The 18,764-nt window shown below is 70.3% G+C and carries 19 protein-coding genes and 1 riboswitch; of the genes, 11 read left to right on the top strand and 8 right to left on the bottom strand.

Annotated elements, in window-relative coordinates:
* Positions 1 to 3: 3 nt before the first annotated feature.
* Entirely contained in the window at positions 4 to 717 is a 714-nt protein-coding gene (locus ACZ56U_RS13280) for a M50 family metallopeptidase (RefSeq protein ID WP_469084129.1), read from the bottom strand.
* Between the two features lie 50 nt (positions 718 to 767).
* Here ACZ56U_RS13280 and ACZ56U_RS13275 point away from each other — a divergent pair, with 50 nt between their 5' ends.
* From ACZ56U_RS13275 to ACZ56U_RS13230, 10 genes are all read left to right on the top strand, one after another.
* Positions 768 to 1,589 (top strand): SOS response-associated peptidase, encoded by an 822-nt coding sequence (locus ACZ56U_RS13275; RefSeq protein WP_469084128.1) that lies wholly within the window; start codon positions 768 to 770, stop codon positions 1,587 to 1,589.
* Positions 1,590 to 1,599: 10 nt separating this feature from the next.
* Entirely contained in the window at positions 1,600 to 2,229 is a 630-nt protein-coding gene (locus ACZ56U_RS13270) for an alpha/beta hydrolase family protein (protein ID WP_469084281.1), read from the top strand.
* A gap of 311 nt (positions 2,230 to 2,540) precedes the next feature.
* Entirely contained in the window at positions 2,541 to 3,224 is a 684-nt protein-coding gene (sigR, locus tag ACZ56U_RS13265) for an RNA polymerase sigma factor SigR (RefSeq protein WP_391232937.1), read from the top strand.
* A complete protein-coding gene (gene rsrA, locus ACZ56U_RS13260; protein WP_469084127.1) occupies positions 3,221 to 3,523 on the top strand; it encodes a mycothiol system anti-sigma-R factor in 303 nt (100 codons plus the stop codon). The genes sigR and rsrA overlap by 4 nt, the downstream gene beginning before the upstream one ends.
* Positions 3,524 to 3,634: 111 nt before the next feature.
* Positions 3,635 to 4,924: an HD-GYP domain-containing protein gene (locus ACZ56U_RS13255; RefSeq protein WP_469084126.1), complete on the top strand. Its 1,290-nt coding sequence runs from the start codon at positions 3,635 to 3,637 to the stop codon at positions 4,922 to 4,924.
* Positions 4,921 to 6,153: an HD-GYP domain-containing protein gene (locus tag ACZ56U_RS13250; RefSeq protein ID WP_469084125.1), complete on the top strand. Its 1,233-nt coding sequence runs from the start codon at positions 4,921 to 4,923 to the stop codon at positions 6,151 to 6,153. The genes ACZ56U_RS13255 and ACZ56U_RS13250 overlap by 4 nt, the downstream gene beginning before the upstream one ends.
* A gap of 105 nt (positions 6,154 to 6,258) precedes the next feature.
* The gene (locus ACZ56U_RS13245; protein ID WP_391232931.1) at positions 6,259 to 7,239 is read left to right on the top strand and encodes a tetratricopeptide repeat protein; all 981 of its coding nucleotides are present in this window, start codon (positions 6,259 to 6,261) and stop codon (positions 7,237 to 7,239) included.
* A 124-nt stretch (positions 7,240 to 7,363) separates the two neighbouring features.
* Positions 7,364 to 8,014 carry a peptide deformylase gene (def, locus tag ACZ56U_RS13240; protein WP_469084124.1) on the top strand — a complete coding sequence of 217 codons (651 nt, stop codon included), beginning with the start codon at positions 7,364 to 7,366 and terminating at the stop codon, positions 8,012 to 8,014.
* A 291-nt stretch (positions 8,015 to 8,305) separates the two neighbouring features.
* Positions 8,306 to 9,391 (top strand): epi-isozizaene synthase, encoded by a 1,086-nt coding sequence (cyc1, locus tag ACZ56U_RS13235; RefSeq protein ID WP_469084123.1) that lies wholly within the window; start codon positions 8,306 to 8,308, stop codon positions 9,389 to 9,391.
* The gene (locus ACZ56U_RS13230; RefSeq protein WP_469084122.1) at positions 9,388 to 10,764 is read left to right on the top strand and encodes a bifunctional albaflavenone monooxygenase/terpene synthase; all 1,377 of its coding nucleotides are present in this window, start codon (positions 9,388 to 9,390) and stop codon (positions 10,762 to 10,764) included. Before cyc1 ends, ACZ56U_RS13230 begins: the two co-directional genes overlap by 4 nt.
* 3 nt (positions 10,765 to 10,767) lie before the next feature.
* Here the strand turns inward: ACZ56U_RS13230 and ACZ56U_RS13225 are convergent, their stop codons facing one another.
* Positions 10,768 to 11,745, bottom strand: coding sequence for a helix-turn-helix domain-containing protein (locus ACZ56U_RS13225; protein ID WP_469084121.1), 978 nt, complete (start codon positions 11,743 to 11,745; stop codon positions 10,768 to 10,770).
* Between the two features lie 93 nt (positions 11,746 to 11,838).
* Between ACZ56U_RS13225 and ACZ56U_RS13220 the strand changes: the two genes are divergently transcribed.
* A complete protein-coding gene (locus ACZ56U_RS13220; RefSeq protein ID WP_469084120.1) occupies positions 11,839 to 12,054 on the top strand; it encodes a hypothetical protein in 216 nt (71 codons plus the stop codon).
* Here ACZ56U_RS13220 and ACZ56U_RS13215 read toward each other — a convergent pair.
* The 6 genes from ACZ56U_RS13215 to ACZ56U_RS13190 form a co-directional block, all read right to left on the bottom strand.
* Positions 12,021 to 12,437, bottom strand: coding sequence for a hypothetical protein (locus ACZ56U_RS13215; protein WP_469084119.1), 417 nt, complete (start codon positions 12,435 to 12,437; stop codon positions 12,021 to 12,023). The genes ACZ56U_RS13220 and ACZ56U_RS13215 overlap by 34 nt on opposite strands.
* A 116-nt stretch (positions 12,438 to 12,553) precedes the next feature.
* Positions 12,554 to 13,567 (bottom strand): ribonucleotide-diphosphate reductase subunit beta, encoded by a 1,014-nt coding sequence (locus tag ACZ56U_RS13210; protein ID WP_391232914.1) that lies wholly within the window; start codon positions 13,565 to 13,567, stop codon positions 12,554 to 12,556.
* Positions 13,567 to 15,927, bottom strand: a complete 2,361-nt coding sequence (locus ACZ56U_RS13205) for a ribonucleoside-diphosphate reductase subunit alpha (protein ID WP_469084118.1) — start codon at positions 15,925 to 15,927, stop codon at positions 13,567 to 13,569. Before ACZ56U_RS13205 ends, ACZ56U_RS13210 begins: the two co-directional genes overlap by 1 nt.
* Before the next feature lie 126 nt (positions 15,928 to 16,053).
* A riboswitch (cobalamin riboswitch) is annotated at positions 16,054 to 16,194 on the bottom strand.
* A gap of 62 nt (positions 16,195 to 16,256) precedes the next feature.
* The gene (locus ACZ56U_RS13200; RefSeq protein WP_469084117.1) at positions 16,257 to 16,763 is read right to left on the bottom strand and encodes a GNAT family N-acetyltransferase; all 507 of its coding nucleotides are present in this window, start codon (positions 16,761 to 16,763) and stop codon (positions 16,257 to 16,259) included.
* A 90-nt stretch (positions 16,764 to 16,853) separates the two neighbouring features.
* A complete protein-coding gene (gene mctP, locus ACZ56U_RS13195) occupies positions 16,854 to 18,464 on the bottom strand; it encodes a monocarboxylate uptake permease MctP (RefSeq protein ID WP_469084116.1) in 1,611 nt (536 codons plus the stop codon).
* Positions 18,461 to 18,718: a DUF3311 domain-containing protein gene (locus ACZ56U_RS13190; RefSeq protein ID WP_469084115.1), complete on the bottom strand. Its 258-nt coding sequence runs from the start codon at positions 18,716 to 18,718 to the stop codon at positions 18,461 to 18,463. The genes mctP and ACZ56U_RS13190 overlap by 4 nt, the downstream gene beginning before the upstream one ends.
* Between the last annotated feature and the right edge of the window lie 46 nt (positions 18,719 to 18,764).

The raw sequence follows: 18,764 nt of genomic DNA, 5'->3' as shown, positions 1-18,764 counted from the left end.
TCCTCACACCTCCAGCAACCACCGGCCGCCGCCTATCAGCGAGCACAGCGACACCGCGTGGAACAGGAACAGCCACAGGCCCGCCGGCACATGCGTCAGCCGCGACAACTGGTCCGCGTCCGAGTCACCCGCCCCGCCCCGCACCCGCTTCGCCTGCAACTCGAAAGCGGGACGCACGCCACCCGCGAGCAGGAACCACACCGCCGCGTACGCGAACGCCGCCTGCACCTGGGGGCCCGCGAGCCACGACACCACCACGAACGTGCCGCCGGTGACGATCACCGTCAGGGCGCCGTACGCGTTGCGGATCATCACCAGCATCGCCAGCAGCAGGGCCGTCGCCACCCACAGCAGCAGGGTGATGCGGCCGGTGGCCAGCAGGGCCGCGCCACCCAGGCCCAGCAGCGGGGGAGCGATGTACCCGGCCGCGGCCGTGAGGATCATGCCGAGGCCGTGCGGCTTGCCCCGGCTGACCGTGAGCCCGCTGGTGTCGGAGTGCAGCCGGATGCCGGTGAGCTGACGGCCGGTGAGCAGCGCGACCAGACCGTGGCCGCCCTCGTGGGCGATGGTGATGGCGTTGCGCGAGACGCGCCACAGGGTGGGCGGTACGACTATGGCGAGCGCCGCGCCCAGGGTGGCCAGGACCACCCACAGGTCCGGGTCGGGCTGGGTGCCGATCAGCTCGTCCCAGAGAGAGGTCGCTGTGCTGGTGTCCATGTTCGGCGGGGGCTCCCTCTCGTCGTACGGAGTCTGGCAGTGTGGCACGTATGTGCGGACGGTATGCAGCGAGTCGTGGACCCGAGGATCTCGCAGGAATCTTTGAGATCGAGAAGTGGGAGGGGGAGCCCGAGGAGACCCTGGCCCCCGACTACAACGTGGCCCCGACCAAGGAGGTCTACGCCGTCCTCGACCGCCCTGTGAAGGACGCCGACGACCCCCGGCCGGTTCGGCAGCTGCGCAGGCTCCGGTGGGGGCTGGTGCCGAGCTGGTCGAAGACCCCCGAGGGCGCCGCCCGGATGATCAACGCCCGCGCCGAGACCGTCCACGAGAAGCCCTCGTACAAGCGGGCCTTCTCCTCGCGCCGCTGCATCATCCCCGCCGACGGCTACTACGAGTGGGTCACCGCCAAGGCCGAGCGGGAGCTGGAGGTCGAGGGGAAGAAGAAGCGGCCGCGCAAGCAGCCCTACTTCGTGCTGCCCGCCGACGGGTCGGTGTTCGCGATGGCCGGGCTGTACGAGTTCTGGCGGGACAAGACCCTCCCCGACGACCACCCGCAGGCCTGGTGGGTGACCTGCTCGGTCATCACCACCGAGGCCGAGACCGGCCCCCTCGGCGTGGCACCGGAGGAAGGCCCGCACTCCCTCTCCGAGATCCACCCCCGGATGCCCCTCATGCTCACCCCGGACCGCTGGGACAGCTGGCTCGACCCCTCCCGCACGGACGTCGAGGACCTGCGCTCGCTGCTCGCGCCCCCGCCCGAGGGGCTCATGCGCGCCTACCCGGTCTCCACGGCCGTCAGCAACGTCCGCAACAACGGACCGGAGCTGCTGACCGAGCTGGAGGGGCCCGAGGAGGGCACACTCTTCTGATGTGACCAACGTGACCACCGAGATCATCGGTACGGATGCCGGCGACGCCCGCATCACCTGGCACCCCGCGAAGAAGGCACGCCTCGTGCTCGCCGTCAGCCATGGCGCCGGCGGCGGCATCGAGGCGAGGGATCTGCAGGCCCTCGCGGGGACTCTCCCGGACCACGGCGTGAGCGTGGCGCTCGTCGAGCAGCCCTGGCGGGTGGCGGGCAAGAAGGTGGCACCCGCGCCGAAGACGCTGGACGTGGGATGGCGGGGGATCTGGCCCGCCGTGGCCGCGCCGGGGCTGCCCGTGATCTCCGGCGGGCGCAGCGCCGGCGCGCGCGTGGCCTGCCGTACCGCCGTCGAGCTGGGGGCCGCCGCCGTCCTCGCGCTCAGCTTCCCGCTGCACCCGCCGGGCCGGCCCGAGAAGTCCCGCGCCGGGGAACTGCTCGGCGCCGGGGTGCCCACGCTCGTCGTCCAGGGCGGCAACGACCCCTTCGGGAAGCCGGAGGAGTTCCCGGCCGGTGGTCATGAACTGGTCGAGGTGCCGTACGGCGACCATGGGTTCGCCGTGCCGAAGAAGGCGGGGATCTCACCGGAACAGATCGTGACGGTCATCACGGACGCGGTCGTGAAGTGGACCGGGTCACTCGGGTGAAGCCCCGGGAATGCCGCGCTCCGAAGCTCTGTTGTGCCGGACAGAAGTGCTGAAGACCAAGCACCGACCGTCGTAGAGAGGAAGTCCGCCGCATGGGTTCGACCTTCTGCCCGTCCGTCACCCGCCACCATCCCGTGGCCGGGCTGCGCCCGGCAGAGTCTGATTCGAGCCGCAGCAGCCGCGCTGACCTGGACTGGACGGTGCTGCACGCGGCCAAGACCGCCCCTATTCGGGCGGCGGGCGGACCGGATCGTGTTCTATCCTCCGATTCTGGTGGGATCGGTTTCGGTCCTGCCCGCAATCTTGAGGAGGTGGGTCCGGTTCCCGGTACCGACGCAGGGACCGAACACGGCCAGGCGGAGCAGCCCGAGGGCCAGGGCACGAGCACGGAGAGCACCGCGGAGCGCAGCGCGCGCTTCGAGCGGGACGCGCTCGAATTCCTCGACCAGATGTACTCGGCCGCGCTGCGCATGACACGCAACCCGGCCGACGCCGAGGACCTGGTACAGGAGACCTACGCCAAGGCGTACGCGTCCTTCCACCAGTTCCGCGAGGGCACCAACCTGAAGGCCTGGCTGTACCGGATCCTCACCAACACGTTCATCAACTCGTACCGCAAGAAGCAGCGTGAACCCCAGCGCTCCGCGGCCGAGGAGATCGAGGACTGGCAGCTGGCGCGTGCCGAGTCGCACATGTCGACCGGTCTGCGCTCCGCCGAGTCGCAGGCGCTGGACCACCTGCCCGACTCGGACGTGAAGGAAGCCCTCCAGGCGATCCCCGAGGAGTTCCGCATCGCGGTCTACCTCGCCGACGTAGAAGGCTTTGCGTACAAGGAGATCGCCGACATCATGGGGACACCCATCGGTACGGTGATGTCCCGGCTGCACCGGGGCCGTCGCCAACTGCGCGGCATGCTCGAGGACTACGCCCGTGAGCGCGGGCTCGTCCCGGCCGGCGCCGGAGAGTCGGACGAAGTGAAAGGTTCGGGCTCATGAGCTGCGGAGACCCGCACGAGACGGACTGCGGTGAGGTACTCGACCATCTCTACGAGTTCCTCGACAGCGAGATGCCGGACGTCGACCGCGACAAGTTCAAGCAGCACTTCACGGAGTGCTCGCCGTGCCTGGAGAAGTACGGCCTGGAAGAGGCCGTGAAGAAGCTGGTCAAGCGGTGCTGCGGACAGGACGACGTACCGACCGACCTGCGCGCCAAGGTCCTCGGGCGGCTCGACCTGATCCGCTCCGGGCAGGCCGTGCCCGAGCACGACATCACGACCGCCCCACAGGACTCCTGAACGCAAGGTCGTCACTCGAACGTGCTAATCCGCGGGTAATCGCCCCGCAGGACCCGCCGACGCCCCCCTAGGCTCCGAGCTGAGTCGGCTCAGGAGATCCAAAGGGGCGTCATGGACGGGTTGACGGCACGGGCACGTGTGTACGTGGTCTGTGTCGTCCTCGTTGCCCTGTACTGCGTGCACGCGGTGCCGTCCGTGACCAGCCCCTGGTGGGTGGTGGGCCTGCTCGCCGCCCTGTACGCCGGGGGCGAGCGGTTCTCCGGCACCTTCCATCCCGTGCTGCTCGCCGGGGCCTTCCTGCTGCCGCCCCCCGCCGCCGCGCTCGTCGCGGTGCCGGGGGCGCTGCTGTCCCCGGTGGAGCGGCGGCCGCGCGCGCTCCGGCGGATCTGGCGGGCCGCGCAGCTCGCCGTCACCGTCTGGGCGGCGTCCCGCGTCCACTGGGGGCTGGGCGGCCGGGACGCCGTCGTCGCCTCCGACTTCCCGTACGCGCTGGTGCCCGCCGGGGCGGCCGTGCTCGTCTTCTGCCTGGTGCTGACCGCGCTGGACGGCGGCATCCTGGCGCTCGCCGAACGGGTGCCGGCACGGCTGGCGTGGCGGGGCCTGTTCGTACGCTCCCTGGCACCGATCGCCGTGCACGGACTCGCCGGGCTGATGATGGCCGTGCTGTGGCGCAGCCCGTACGGGCCCGTCGCCGCGCTGCTCGTGCTGCTGCCGATGTGCGTGTCCTGGTGGGCCTTCGCGCAGTACCACCGGGAACAGGCCGCCCATCAGGCCACCATCCGCGCGCTCGTGCAGGCCGTCGACATCAAGGACGAGTACACCCGCGGGCACAGCGAGCGCGTCGGACAGGCCTCCATGATGATCGCGCGCGAACTCGGCATGGACGAGGGCCGCATCGAGGTGCTCCGGTTCGCCGGGATCCTGCACGACGTCGGCAAGCTCGGCGTACCGACCCGGCTGCTGCGCAAGGACGGCCCCCTGACACCCGAGGAGCGGCGCGTCATCGAGCTGCACCCCGAGTACGGGCACGAGATGGTGCGGGGCATCTCCTTCCTCGGCGAGGCGCGGGCCGCCGTACTGCACCACCACGAGCGGCTGGACGGCAGCGGGTACCCGTACGGGCTGGTGGGCGGTCAGATCCCGGAGTCCGCGCGGGTGGTGGCGGTCGCCGACGCCTTCGACGCCATGACCTCGACCCGCTCCTACCGGCGGGCCAGGCCCGTCCCCACCGCGCTGGAGGAGCTTCAGCGGTGCGCGGGCACGCAGTTCGACCCGCGGATGGTGACCGCCCTGGTCCGGGCGCTCGGCAGGCACGGCTGGCATCCCGTCGTGACCGCGGACGAGGAGAACCTGCCCCGTCCCCGGCCCGGGGCCCCCAGCCGGCCCGGGGTCCGTCGATGAGATGGCCCCGTCTCGTGGTGCACGGCTCGGCCGGTCTCCTCGCCCTGGTCTCGCTCGCCGTCATCCTCTGGACCGGCCTGGAGGAGCGCGGGGTCGCCCTCGCCTTCGGGCTGCTGATCACGGTCGGTGAGCTGGCCCGCTGGACCGGAGCCCGGGTGCGGGAGGCCGCTCCGATCGGCGCCGCCGGGGCACTGGCCTACGCGCTGCTCGGGGCCGACGCCGGACGGCCCACGTCCCACGGCGCCCTCCAGGTCGTCACCGTGGTCCTCGCCGCCTCGCTCCTCGGCAGCGTGCCGCACATCGCGCGCGGACAGGGGCCCATGGTCGACCACCTCGCGCGGCGCGTGCTCAGCACCGCCTTCGCCGCCGTCTGCTTCCAGCCCCTGTACAACCGGGGCGTCTTCGACACGTGGGGCGGACCGGCGTACGCGCTGACGCTGCTGGCGCTCCTCGCGCTGACCGCCCTCTGCGACGCCGTGCTCGCCGCCGCGCTCGCCCACTCCCGCACCCGCTGGCCGTTCGCCCCACTGCTCCGCCACGAGCTGCGGGCCCTGCTCGGCATCGGGTCCGCCGTCTGCGCGACCGGAGCGGTGATAGCCCTCGCGGTCGCCGTCGTCGGGCTGTGGGCGCTGCCCGTCTTCTCGCTGCCGCTGCTCCTCACCCAGCTGGCCTTCCGGCGGTACGCCGCCGTGCGGACCACCTACCGGCAGACCATCGCCTCGCTCGCCCGGGCCACCGAGATCGCCGGGTACACCCCCGCCGGGCACGCCCACCGGGTCGCCGAGCTCAGCAAGGCCGTGGGACGGGACCTGGGGCTGTCCGGACCCGACCTCACCGTCCTGGAGTACGCCGCCCTGATGCACGACATCGGGCAGCTCAGCCTGGTCGACCCGGTGCCCCACGGGGCCACCGCGGACCTGCCCGCCGAGGAACAGCGGCGGATCGCGCTGCTCGGCGGGGCGGTCGTCCGGCAGACGGGGGTGGCCGGGGCGGTCGCCGTGGTCGTGGAGCGGCAGGCCGACCCCTACCGGGGGCAGCCGGTCGCCGCGCGGATCGTGCGGACGGTGAACGCCTACGAGGAGAAGGCGCGGGACGCGGGGCCCGGCGGCCCCCTGACCGCCCTGGAGGAGCTGCGGCTCGCCACCGCGGGGGAGCACGCGCCCGAGGTCGTCGAGGCCCTGGCACGGGTCCTGGCACGAGACTGTCTGACCCTCCCCTCGGCTGGGTAACCCATGGGTAATGAGCGCCCTTCCAGCCGCGCATGGTTGGATGCGAAGAAGAGGGTGTCCGGGGGCAGTGGCCAGCCCACTGAACGGAACTGGCAGGCGGGAATCGTGAGGATCTTCGGCAAGGGACGGCACCGGCCCTCCGCCTCCTGGCGGCAGGCCACAGACCGCGCGTTCACGCTGATCGGCGACGGTCGGTACGAGGACGCGGGCGCGCTCCTGACGCGCGCCGCCGACCTGGAGCCCTGGCTGTCGGAGTCCTGGTTCAACCTCGCCCTGCTGCACAAGTTCCGGCACGACTGGGAGCAGGCCCGCGCGGCCGGCCTGCGTGCCGTCGCCCTGCTCGACCGGGAGGCGGGCGCACCCGACTGGTGGAACGTCGGCATCGCGGCCACCGCGCTCCAGGACTGGCCGCTGGCCCGGCGGGCCTGGCAGGCCTACGGGCTGCGGGTGCCGGGCGGCGCCGCGGACTCCGGCGAGCCGGTCGGCATGGACCTCGGCAGCGCCGCGGTACGGCTGTCGCCGGAGGGTGAGGCGGAGGTGGTCTGGGGCCGCCGTCTCGACCCCGCGCGCATGGAGGTGCTGTCGATTCCCCTGCCGTCCTCCGGGCGGCGCTGGGGCGAGGTCGTGCTCCACGACGGGGTGCCGCACGGAGAGCGGACCACCGCTGCCGGGCACTCCTACCCCGTGTTCGACGAGATCGAGCTGTGGGCGCCCTCGCCGGTGCCGACGTGGGTGGTCCTCCTGGAGGCGGCCACCGAGGCGGACCGGGACGCGCTGGAGCAGCTCGCGGCCGACGCCGGGTTCGCGGCGGAGGACTGGTCGTCGTCGGTGCGGCTGCTGTGCCGGATGTGCTCGGAGTCCCGGATGCCCTCGGACGAGGGGGACGGGGAGCATCTGGATCCGCATGACCACAGCGAGCCGGGACACCCGGGGCCGCTCGGGCATCGGACCGACGGGCAGCTGTGGGTGCCGGAGCGGGAGTGCGGGGTGGCCGCGCCGGCTGGGCTGGTCCGGGGGTTGCTGGACGGGTGGGTCGCGGACAGCCCGGATTCCCGGGACTGGCGGGATTTGGAAGAGGTCTGTTAGGTCGTCTTTCACCTGCGGGCCGGTGGGGGCTGGGTGCGCAGTTCCCCGCGCCCCTGAAGGGGCGCGTCCACGTACCCTGTATCAGCAACTTCACCCCTGATTGTTTAGGAAGGCATCGTCGGTCATGGCGCAGCAGGACACCGATCAGCAGCACGCGGGCGTGCTCCCCGTGGACGACGAGGGCTTCGTCATCGACACCGAGGAGACCGAGGAGCGGGAGAACGGCTGGCGGGAGCGGGGCACCTCGCGGCCCATCACCGTCGTCGGCAACCCGGTGCTGCACAAGGAGTGCAAGGACGTCACCGAGTTCGGCGCGGAGCTGGACCAGCTGATCGCGGACATGTTCGCCTCGCAGCGCACCGCCGAGGGCGTGGGCCTGGCCGCCAACCAGATCGGCGTCGACCTGAAGGTCTTCGTCTACGACTGCCCTGACGACGAGGGCGTACGGCACGTCGGGGTGATCTGCAACCCCAAGCTCGTGGACCTGCCCGCCGAGAAGCGCCGGCTGGACGACAGCAACGAGGGCTGCCTGTCCGTGCCAACCGCGTACGCGCCGCTCGCCCGGCCCGACTACGCCGAGGTGACCGGGCAGGACGAGAAGGGCAACCCGATCCGGGTCCGCGGCACCGGCTACTTCGCCCGGTGTTTGCAGCACGAGACCGATCACCTCTACGGGTACCTCTACATCGACCGGCTCTCCAAGCGTGAACGCAAGGACGCGCTGCGGCAGATGGCCGAGAACGAGCCCCGCTACCCCGTGGTCGCCAACGACTGAGACCGACCGGGAGCCCCACAAGTCCCTTGCGCACGGCGTCTGTTCAGGTTCACCTTCCTGACCAGGCGCCGTTCGCCTGTCCGTCGCACGTTCGATCGCATGCGCTCCCTTAATGATCCAGAACCAGTCACGCAAGGGGAGATTCTCGGCACCGTGGGGTAGTGAATGGTGCAAATCCATTCCCAGAACGGTCAGTTGTGGTGCTGAATGGGAAGTGCGGGGATACGCAACGGCGCACGCCCGGCACGGCGGGAGGGGTGTGCGCAACTGGCGGCTGAGAGGGGTTAGTTCGTGCATGCTTTCTCACACGGCACCACATCGACACCGGCAGTGATCGCGGTCCCACCGTCGCTCTCTCTGCCGGTGATCGAGGCGGCGTTTCCCCGGCAGCTGCACCCGTATTGGCCCCAGCTCCAGGAGAAGACACGCACCTGGCTGCTCGAAAAGCGGCTCATGCCGGCGGACAAGGTGGCGGAATATGCCGACGGTCTTTGCTACACGGACTTGATGGCGGGCTACTACCTGGGCGCCCCCGACGAGGTCCTCCAGGCGATAGCGGACTACAGCGCGTGGTTCTTCGTCTGGGACGACCGGCACGACCGCGACATCGTCCACCGCCGCCCCGCGGCCTGGCGCCGGCTCAGATACCGGCTGCACGCGGCACTCGACTCCCCCGAGGAGCACCTGCACCACCAGGACCCGCTGATCGCCGCGTTCGCCGACAGCATGGTGCGGCTGTACGCGTTCCTGCCCGGCACCTGGAACGCGCGGTTCGCCCGGCACTTCCACGCGGTGATCGAGGCGTACGACCAGGAATTCCACAATCGCACCGAGGGCACGGTGCCGACCGTCGAGGAATACCTCGCCCTGCGCCGCCTCACCTTCGCGCACTGGATCTGGACCGATCTGCTGGAGCCGAGCGCGGGCCAGGAACTCCCGGACCGCGTACGGAAACACCCGGCATATCGGCGGGCGGCATTGCTGAGTCAGGAATTCGCCGCCTGGTACAACGACCTCTGCTCGCTGCCGAAGGAAATAGCGGGCGATGAGGTGCACAATCTCGGGATCAGTCTCATCAAACACGAGGGACTGACTCTGGAGCAGGCGGTCGTGGAAGTGCGGCGGCGCGTCGAGGAATGCGTCACGGAATTCCTCGTGGCCGAGAAGTCCGCCCTGCGGCTGGCCGCCTCGCTCGATGACGGAACCGTGCGCGGAAAAGAGCTCGGCGCCGCCGTGCGGGCCTGTGTCGGCAATATGCGCAACTGGTTCAGCACCGTCTACTGGTTCCACCACGAGTCCGGCCGCTACATGGTCGACAGCTGGGACGACCGGTCCACGCCCCCGTACGTCAACAACGAAGCGGCAGGTGAGAAATGACCGTCGAGTCTGTGAAACCCGAGGCCCCGCTGTCCCCGGCGTCCGGGCTGCGTGAGCCGGTGTTCGCGGGCGGGGGAGTCCCCCTCCTCGGGCACGGCCTGAGGCTGCTGCGCGACCCGCTGGCCTTCATGTCGGCACTGCGTGACCACGGTGACGTCGTACGCCTCAAGCTCGGCCCCAAGACGGTCTACGCCGTCACCACGCCCGCCCTCACCGGGGCCCTGGCCCTCAACCCCGACTACGTCATCGACGGGCCGCTGTGGCAGTCCCTGGAGGCCCTGCTGGGCAAGGAGGGCGTGGCCACCGCCAACGGCCCGCGGCACCGCCGCCAGCGGCGCACCATCCAGCCCGCGTTCCGGCTCGACGCGATCCCGGGGTACGGGCCGATCATGGAGGAGGAGGCGCACGCGCTCACCACGCGCTGGCGGCCCGGCGAGACCATCGACTGCACCTCGGAGTCCTTCCGGGTGGCCGTGCGCATCGCGGCCCGCTGTCTGCTGCGCGGGGACTTCATGGACGAGCGCGCCGAGCGGCTGTGCGTCGCCCTCGCCACCGTCTTCCGCGGTATGTACCGGCGGATGGTGGTCCCTCTCGGGCCGCTCTACAACCTGCCCCTGCCGCCCAACCGCAAATTCAACGCGGCATTGGCCGATTTGCATCTCCTCGTCGACGAGATCGTCGCCGAACGCCGTGCGTCTGGTCAAAAGCCGGACGATTTGCTGACGGCATTGCTGGAGGCGAAGGACGACAATGGCGACCCCATCGGGGAACAGGAGATCCACGACCAGGTGGTCGCCATCCTCACCCCCGGCAGCGAAACGGTGGCCTCCACGATCATGTGGTTGCTCCAAGTCCTGGCGGAACACCCGGAACACGCGGACAGGGTGTGCGAGGAGGTGCAATCCGTAACAGGCGGGCGTCCTGTCGCATTCGAGGATGTCCGGGCGCTCACCCACACGAACAATGTCGTCGTCGAGGCCATGCGTTTGCGGCCCGCCGTATGGATATTGACGCGCCGGGCGGTCGCCGACACGGAACTCGGCGGGTACCGCATTCCGGCCGGTGCCGACATCGTGTACAGCCCGTACGCGATCCAGCGCGACGCGAAGTCCTACCCGGGCAACCTGGAGTTCGACCCCGACCGCTGGCTCCCGGACCGGGTCAAGGAGGTGCCGAAATACGCCATGAGCCCGTTCAGCGTGGGCAACCGCAAGTGCCCGAGCGACCACTTCTCCATGGCGCAGCTGACGCTGATCACGGCGGCGATCTCGGCCAGGTACCGCTTCGAGCAGGTGGAGGGCTCCGACGACGGCACCCGGGTGGGCATCACGCTGCGTCCGCACAAACTGCTGCTGCGGCCCGTCGCGAGGTGAGGCTCAGGCCGCCTCCCCTCCCGCCTCGGGGCCCCGGAACGCCCGTCGGTAGGAGTTCGGGGTGGTGCCCAGGGCCCGGACGAACTGGTGGCGCAGTGCGGCCGCGGTGCCGAACCCCGTTCGGCCCGCGACCGCGTCCACCGTCTCGTCCGTGGCCTCCAGCAGGTGCTGGGCCAGCAGCACGCGCTGGCGCAGGATCCAGCGGTACGGCGTGGTGCCGGTCTCCTGCTGGAAGCGGCGGGCGAAGGTGCGCGGCGACATGTGGGCGCGGGCGGCGAGCTGCTCGACGGTGACCTCCTCGTCGAGGTGCTGTTCCATCCACACCAGCACCTCGCCGACGGTGTCGCAGGTGGAGCTGGGCAGCGGCCGCTCGATGTACTGCGCCTGCCCGCCGTCCCGGTGCGGCGGCACCACCATCCGCCGGGCGATCTTGTTGGCGATCTCGGGGCCCTGTTCCTTGCGCACGATGTGCAGACAGGCGTCGATGCCGGCCGCGGTGCCGGCGGAGGTGATCACCGGGTCCTCGTCGACGTACAGGACGTCGGGTTCGATGAGCGCCCGGGGATTGCGGACGGCGAGTTCGTCCGCCTGCCGCCAGTGCACACTGCACCGCCGCCCGTCGAGCAGCCCGGCGGCGCCGAGCACGAAGACGCCGGAGCAGACGCTGAGCACCCGGGCGCCGCGGTCCACGGCCCTGCGGAGCGCGTCGAGCAGCTCGGGCGGATAGTCCCGCACGACGTAGTCCGCCCCCGCCGGCACGGCGATCAGGTCGGCCTCCTCCAGCCGCTCCAGCCCGTAGGGCGTGCCGACGGTGAGGCCGCCGACATGGGTGGAGAGCGAGGGCCCCTCCGCCGAGGCGACCGCGAAGTCGTACGTCGGCAGCCCCTCGTCGCTGCGGTCGATGCCGAACACCTCACAGATCACCCCGAGTTCGAAGGGGTGCACGCCGTTGAGCAGGACGGCCGCCACGTTCTTCAGCATGCTGTCCAGTGTGCCTCGGCAGTGGCAGTAAATCGAGGGTGTACGGCAGTACTGCCACTGTTTGTAAGGAGCATCCGGCGCGAGAGTGGTGTCATGACTACCGCACAGACAGAGGGGCTGATCGGAATGCTGTTCGTCCTCGGAATCCTCGTCCTGCTCGTCGCGCCCGCGGTGACCGGCGTCATCCGCGACCGGCGCATCGACCGCCAGATCAGGCAGGCGGAGCTGGACCGCGCGGGGGCCGTCGAACCTCGCGCCCGCCGGGAGCGCCGCGGCTACCTCACCGCCACGGTGACCCACCACTCCTGAAGTCCCTGGCACGCGATCCGGCCCGTTCCGGTGGCGCACAGGGGCCGGGACGAAGCGAGCCGGACCGTGCCCCGGGAGACCGCCTCGAACGCGGCGTTCGCGTCGCCGGGCAGCAGGACGATGCCGCTGTTGGCGGCCTCCAGCCCGGCGCCCTCGACGGTGACCGGCTTCCAGGGACGGTCCTTCTCCCCGTCCAGGCCGACCCGGACCGTGCCGCCCACCCGCAGGCAGACCGTACGGCCGCTGTCGGCGGCGTGCAGCTCCGGCACGGACGGACAGCCGGACGGCGACGGCGACACCGCTTCACCGCTGTCGCCACCGGCCCCGGTTCCGCACCCCGCCAGCAGCAGGGCCGCGGCGGCGAGAATCCCGATACGGCGCATGAGTATCCCTCCTCACCGCTCTGACGTGTCAGCGGCGAGGAGGGATCCATGCCGTACGGCGGATCGTGTCGACAGGCACCCGGGGCGGGCTCTGCCGCGCCCCGGGTGCCGCGACCCTAGAAGTCCTCGTCCAGGTCGACCGTGCCCTCCACGGCGACCTGGTAGGCGGACGGCCGCCGCTCGAAGAAGTTGGTCAGCTCCTGGACGCCCTGGAGCTCCATGAAGGAGAACGGGTTCTCGGAGCCGTAGACCGGGGCGAAGCCGAGGCGGGTGAGGCGCTGGTCGGCGACGCACTCGAGGTACTGGCGCATCGACTCGGTGTTCATGCCCGGCAGGCCGTCACCGCACAGGTCGCGCCCGAACTGCAGCTCCGCCTCGACGGCCTCCCTCAGCATGTCCGTGACCTGCTGCTGGAGCTGGTCGTCGAAGAGCTCCGGCTCCTCCTTGCGGACGGTGTCGACGACCTCGAAGGCGAAGGACATGTGCATGGTCTCGTCACGGAACACCCAGTTGGTGCCGGTGGCGAGGCCGTGCAGCAGACCCCGGCTGCGGAACCAGTAGACGTACGCGAAGGCACCGTAGAAGAACAGGCCCTCGATGCAGGCCGCGAAGCAGATCAGGTTCAGCAGGAAACGGCGGCGGTCCGCCTTCGACTCCAGGCGGTCCAGCTTCTCGACCGAGTCCATCCACTTGAAGCAGAACTCGGCCTTCTCGCGGATGGAGGGGATGTTCTCCACCGCCGCGAACGCGGCCGTGCGGTCCTCCGGGTCGGGGAGGTAGGTGTCGAGCAGCGTCAGATAGAACTGGACGTGGACCGCTTCCTCGAAGAGCTGGCGGCTCAGGTACAGCCGCGCCTCCGGGGAGTTGATGTGCTTGTACAGCGTCAGCACCAGGTTGTTGGCGACGATCGAGTCGCCGGTCGCGAAGAAGGCCACGAGACGGCCGATCAGGTGCTGCTCGGCCGGGGTGAGCTTCGCCAGGTCGGTGACGTCCGAGTGGAGGTCGACCTCCTCGACGGTCCAGGTGTTCTTGATCGCGTCCCGGTAGCGCTCGTAGAAGTCCGGGTAGCGCATCGGGCGGAGGGTCAGCTCGAAGCCCGGGTCGAGCAGGTTCTTGGCTTCGGTGGTCATTACTGGCAGGCCTCGCAGGACTCGGGGTTTTCCAGGGAGCAGGCGACCGCGTCCTCAGGGGTGGCCTGGGGGACGGGGACCGTCGCCTGTGCGGCGCGGGCGATCCTGGTCGCCGGGCGCGAGCGCAGGTAGTACGTCGTCTTCAGCCCGGACTTCCAGGCGTACGCGTACATCGAGGAGAGCTTGCCGATGGTCGGCGTCTCCAGGAAGAGGTTCAGGGACTGGGACTGGTCCAGGAACGGCGTGCGGGCCGCCGCCATGTCGATCAGGCCGCGCTGCGGGATCTCCCACGCCGTGCGGTACAGGTCGCGGACGTCCTGCGGGACCCAGGTGAAGCCCTGCACCGAGCCGTTGGACTCGCGCAGCGCCTCACGGGTCTGCGCGTCCCAGACGCCGAGCCTCTTCAGCTCGGTCACCAGGTAGGAGTTGACCTGGAGGAACTCGCCGGACAGCGTCTCGCGCTTGAACAGGTTGGACACCTGCGGCTCGATGCACTCGTAGACGCCCGCGATGGAGGCGATGGTGGCCGTCGGGGCGATCGCCAGGAGCAGGCTGTTGCGCATGCCGACCGCGGCGATACGGTCCCGCAGGGCCGCCCAGCGCTCCGGCCAGGTCAGTTCGACGCCGTAGTGGTCGGGGTGCAGGACACCGCGGGCCGTGCGGGTCTTCTCCCAGGCCGGGAGCGGGCCGTTGCGCTCGGCGAGGTCGGCGGAGGCCTCGTACGCGGCGAGCATGACGCGCTCGGCGATACGGGTGGACAGGGCGCGGGCCTGCGGGGAGTCGAAGGGCAGGCGCAGCTTGAAGAAGACGTCCTGGAGGCCCATCGCGCCCAGGCCCACCGGGCGCCAGCGGGCGTTGGAGCGGCCCGCCTGCTCGGTCGGGTAGAAGTTGATGTCGACGACCCGGTCCAGGAAGGTCACGGCGGTGCGGACGGTCTCGTCCAGCCGCTCCCAGTCGATGTCGTCGTCCACGACGAAGGCGCCGAGGTTGACGGACCCCAGGTTGCAGACCGCCGTCTCGCCGTCGTCGGTGACCTCCAGGATCTCCGTGCACAGGTTGGACGAGTGGACGACATGGCCCGCCTCGGCGGTCTGGTTGGCGGTGCGGTTGGCGGCGTCCTTGAAGGTCATCCAGCCGTTGCCGGTCTGCGCGAGGGTGCGCATCATGCGGCCGTACAGGTCACGCGCCGGGATGGTCTTCCTGGCGAGTCCGTCCGCCTCCGCCTTGCGGTACGCCGCGTCGAACTCCTCGCCCCACAGGTCGACCAGCTCGGGCACGTCGGCCGGGGAGAACAGCGACCACTCGGCGTCGGCGTTCACGCGGCGCATGAACTCGTCCGGGACCCAGTGCGCGAGGTTCAGGTTGTGCGTACGCCGGGCGTCCTCGCCGGTGTTGTCCCTGAGTTCCAGGAACTCCTCGATGTCGGAGTGCCACGTCTCCAGGTAGACCGCGGCGGCACCCTTGCGCCGGCCGCCCTGGTTCACGGCGGCGACCGAGGCGTCGAGGGTCTTCAGGAACGGGACGATGCCGTTGGAGTGCCCGTTGGTGCCGCGGATCAGCGAACCGCGGCTGCGGATGCGGGAGTACGACAGTCCGATGCCGCCGGCGTGCTTGGAGAGGCGGGCGACCTGGTGGTAGCGGTCGTAGATGGAGTCCAGCTCGTCCTTCGGGGAGTCGAGGAGGTAGCAGGACGACATCTGGGGGTGCCGGGTGCCGGAGTTGAACAGGGTGGGGGAGGAGGGGAGGTAGTCGAGGCGGCTCATGAGCCGGTAGAGCGCGGCGACCTCGTCCACGGCCCGTGCCGTGTCGTCCTCGGCGAGGCCGGACGCCACCCGGAGCATGAAGTGCTGGGGCGTCTCGATGACCTGGCGGGTGATCGGGTGCCGCAGGAGGTAGCGGCTGTGCAGGGTGCGCAGGCCGAAGTAGCCGAAGCGGTCGTCGCCGTCCGGGTCGATCAGCGCGTCCAGACGCTCCGCGTGCACCCGTACGAACTCCGCCGTGCGGTCGGCGATCAGGCCCTCGCGGTGGCCGACCGCGACCGACTCGGTGAAGGACGTGACGCCCTGCGAGGCGGCCTCGGCGGCGATGCCGATCGTCAGCAGCCTGGCGGCCAGCCGGGAGTAGGCGGGGTCCTCGGAGATCAGACCGGCGGCCGCCTCGGTGGCCAGCTCGCGCAACTCCGCCTCGTCGGCCCGGGCCGACCGGCCGCGCAGCGCGGCGGCGGCGACGCGTCCGGGGTCGGCGTCGGGAAGGTCGGCGGTCAGCTCGGTCAGGGTCCGCAGCAGCGCGGTACCGGGACCGTCCTCGTCCACGGCGGCGATGCTGGTCGCTGAAGCCGGGTCGGCTGGCGCGATGGTCACGTGGGGGCACTCCCTCGCTCGGCACGGGGCCTTGCGGAGGGCAGGGGGCAGCACACGAGCGCACGCGGCGTCGCGTCCACCGGCCCACTCCACGAGGCCCGGACGTCATGGCACCCGGGCCACGGCGGCCTGGGCGCACTGTCGACAGGTCCTCGGACTGACTCTCATGTGCGCGAACATGGGGGTGTTTGCACGCATGAGTACACCGTTGCGGGACAGTTCCGGATTCGCACCGGATTCCCCTGCGGCGACAGCGAGCATGAGCATACATCTTGTGCCGGGTTCGAGTGGCACCCCCAGATGTTGTGTCGCGGCGACTTCGGAGCGTGTCAGAACGTCAACTCATAGGTGACGAGCGTGAAGTCGTCGCCCTCGATCGGGCGCCAGTCGCGCTCAGGGGCGCGGACGAAGCCGAGGCGCTCGTAGATGCGGCGGGCGGCGTGCATGACCGGCTGGGTCGACAGGACCATGCCGGTGCAGTCCTCGGTGGCCCGCGCGCGGTCGACACAGGCGCGTACGAGGGCCTCTCCGGCGCCTCTGCCGCGGGCCGCGCGGGCTACGGCGAGCATCCGGATCTCGGCCTCTCCGGGGCGGGCGCGTTCGGCCATGGGCCCGCCGGCCGGGGAGACATAGGTGATGGTGCCGACCGGATCGCCGCCCAGGGTGGCCACCAGTACGTCCGCCGCGGCGGCACGCTTGGCGACATCCCTGAGTTCGCCGAGGTACCAGTCGCTCCCGCCGAAGATGAGGAGACCGTCCAGAAGATAGGCCTGGGCTGTGATCTCGCCGATGGTGGCGTATTCGCCGGGGTCCGCTGCCCGGATCTCGATGTCCATGAGAGCGAGTGTGCACGACGGGCACGACAACGGGCCGCCGGATGTACCGACGACCCGTTGAACAGCGCAGACCTCAGGGCGAGTTGGGCCTCAGTGCGAGGTGCCCGCCGTCGCCGGCGGCAGCTCCACCTCGACGCCCGGGTCGCCCGCGTCCGCCGTGTAGTCCGCCGGGCTCGTCTCGTCGACGCCCTCGGGAGCCTTCGCGGCCCTCAGGACGAACGTCAGCACCACCGTAACCACCACGTTGAGGACGAACGCCGTCAGACCGATGTAGCCGATCTCGCCGATGCCCGGGATCTCCTTCGACGAGCCGCCGAAGTGCTTCTGGGTCGGGGAGGCGACCCCGTACGCGGCGAGCGTGCCGTAGACCATGCCGACCGCCCAGCCCGCGAGCAGCGCCCAGCGGTGGAACCAACGGGTGAACAGGCCGCCGACCAGGGCCGGGAAGGTCTGCAGGATCCAGATGCCGCCCAGCAGCTGGAAGTTGATCGCGACGGTCTTGTCCATGGTGAGGACGAAGACCAGGGCGCCCACCTTCACCAGCAGCGAGACCAGCTTGGAGATCTTGGTCTCCTGCTGGGGCGTCGCGTCCGGCTTGATGAAGTCCTTGTAGATGTTGCGGGTGAAGAGGTTCGCCGCCGCGATCGACATGATCGCCGCCGGGACCAGCGCGCCGATGCCGATCGCCGCGAACGCCACGCCCGCGAACCAGTCCGGGAACATGTCCTCGAAGAGCTGCGGGATCGCCAACTGGGGGTTGGTGACGTCGACGTTCGCCGCGATCGCCATGAAGCCGAGCAGCGCGAGCAGACCCAGCATCAGGGAGTACAGCGGCAGGATCGTGGTGTTGCGACGGATCACCTCACGGCTCTTGGAGGAGAGCGTCGCGGTGATCGAGTGCGGGTACATGAAGAGCGCGAGCGCGGAACCCAACGCCAGCGTGGCGTACGTCCACTGGCCCGCCTCGGGCGGCACCAGCCCGCCCGCCTTGGCGGCCGTGTACTTCTCGTTCGCCGCGCCGAAGATCTCGTCGAACCCGCCCAGCTTGATCGGGATGTAGATGATCGCCACCGCGATGACGATGTAGATCAGCGTGTCCTTCACGAACGCGATCATCGCCGGGGCGCGCAGCCCCGAGGAGTAGGTGTACGCCGCCAGCACACCGAAGGCGATCAGCAGCGGCAGGTCCTTGACGAACCAGTTGGTGTCCTCGCCACCGCCGACACCCATCACGTCCAGCACCGCCTGGATGCCGACGAGTTGGAGGGCGATGTACGGCATCGTCGCCAGGATGCCGGTGACGGCGACCGCGAGCGACAGACCCTTCGAACCCCACCGGCCGCGCACGAAGTCCGAGGTCGTCACATAGCCGTGCTTGTGCGAGACCGACCACAGGCGGGGCAGGAAGGTGAAGATCAGCGGGTAGACGAGGATCGTGTACGGCACCGCGAAGAACCCGGCCGCGCCCGCCGCGTAGATCGCCGCGGGAACGGCGACGAAGGTGTACGCGGTGTAGAGGTCGCCGCCGAGCAGGAACCAGGTGATCCAGGTGCCGAACGAGCGGCCGCCCAGGCCCCATTCGTCCAGGGTGTGCTCGTTCTCGGCCTTGCGCCAGCGCGAGGCGAGGAAGCCCATGACCGTGACGGCCAGGAAGAAGAGGATGAAGACGGTGAGTGCCACGCCGTTGACGTCGTTCTTCACTGCGCGCCACCCCCCTTGCGGGCGCGCTGGTCACGCTGCCACAGCTTGTACGCGATCATCGTCAGCGCCGTGGAGATGAGCACCCACGCCATCTGGTACCAGTAGAAGAACGGGATGCCGGCGAAGGTCGGGTCGACCTTCGCGTACGACCCCACCCAGAGCATCGCCACGAAGGGCGCGAGCAGGCAGAGGGCTATGACCACCCGGACCGGTGTCACCACCGGTGGTCTGGCCTCGGGCGATTCTGATGACATGCGGCGGCTCCGATCCCTCACTGATCACCGTGAACGCGCAGGCAAT

Source organism: Streptomyces sp. NPDC034103, from assembly GCF_055575395.1.
This window is presented reverse-complemented; position numbering and strand designations above follow the sequence as displayed.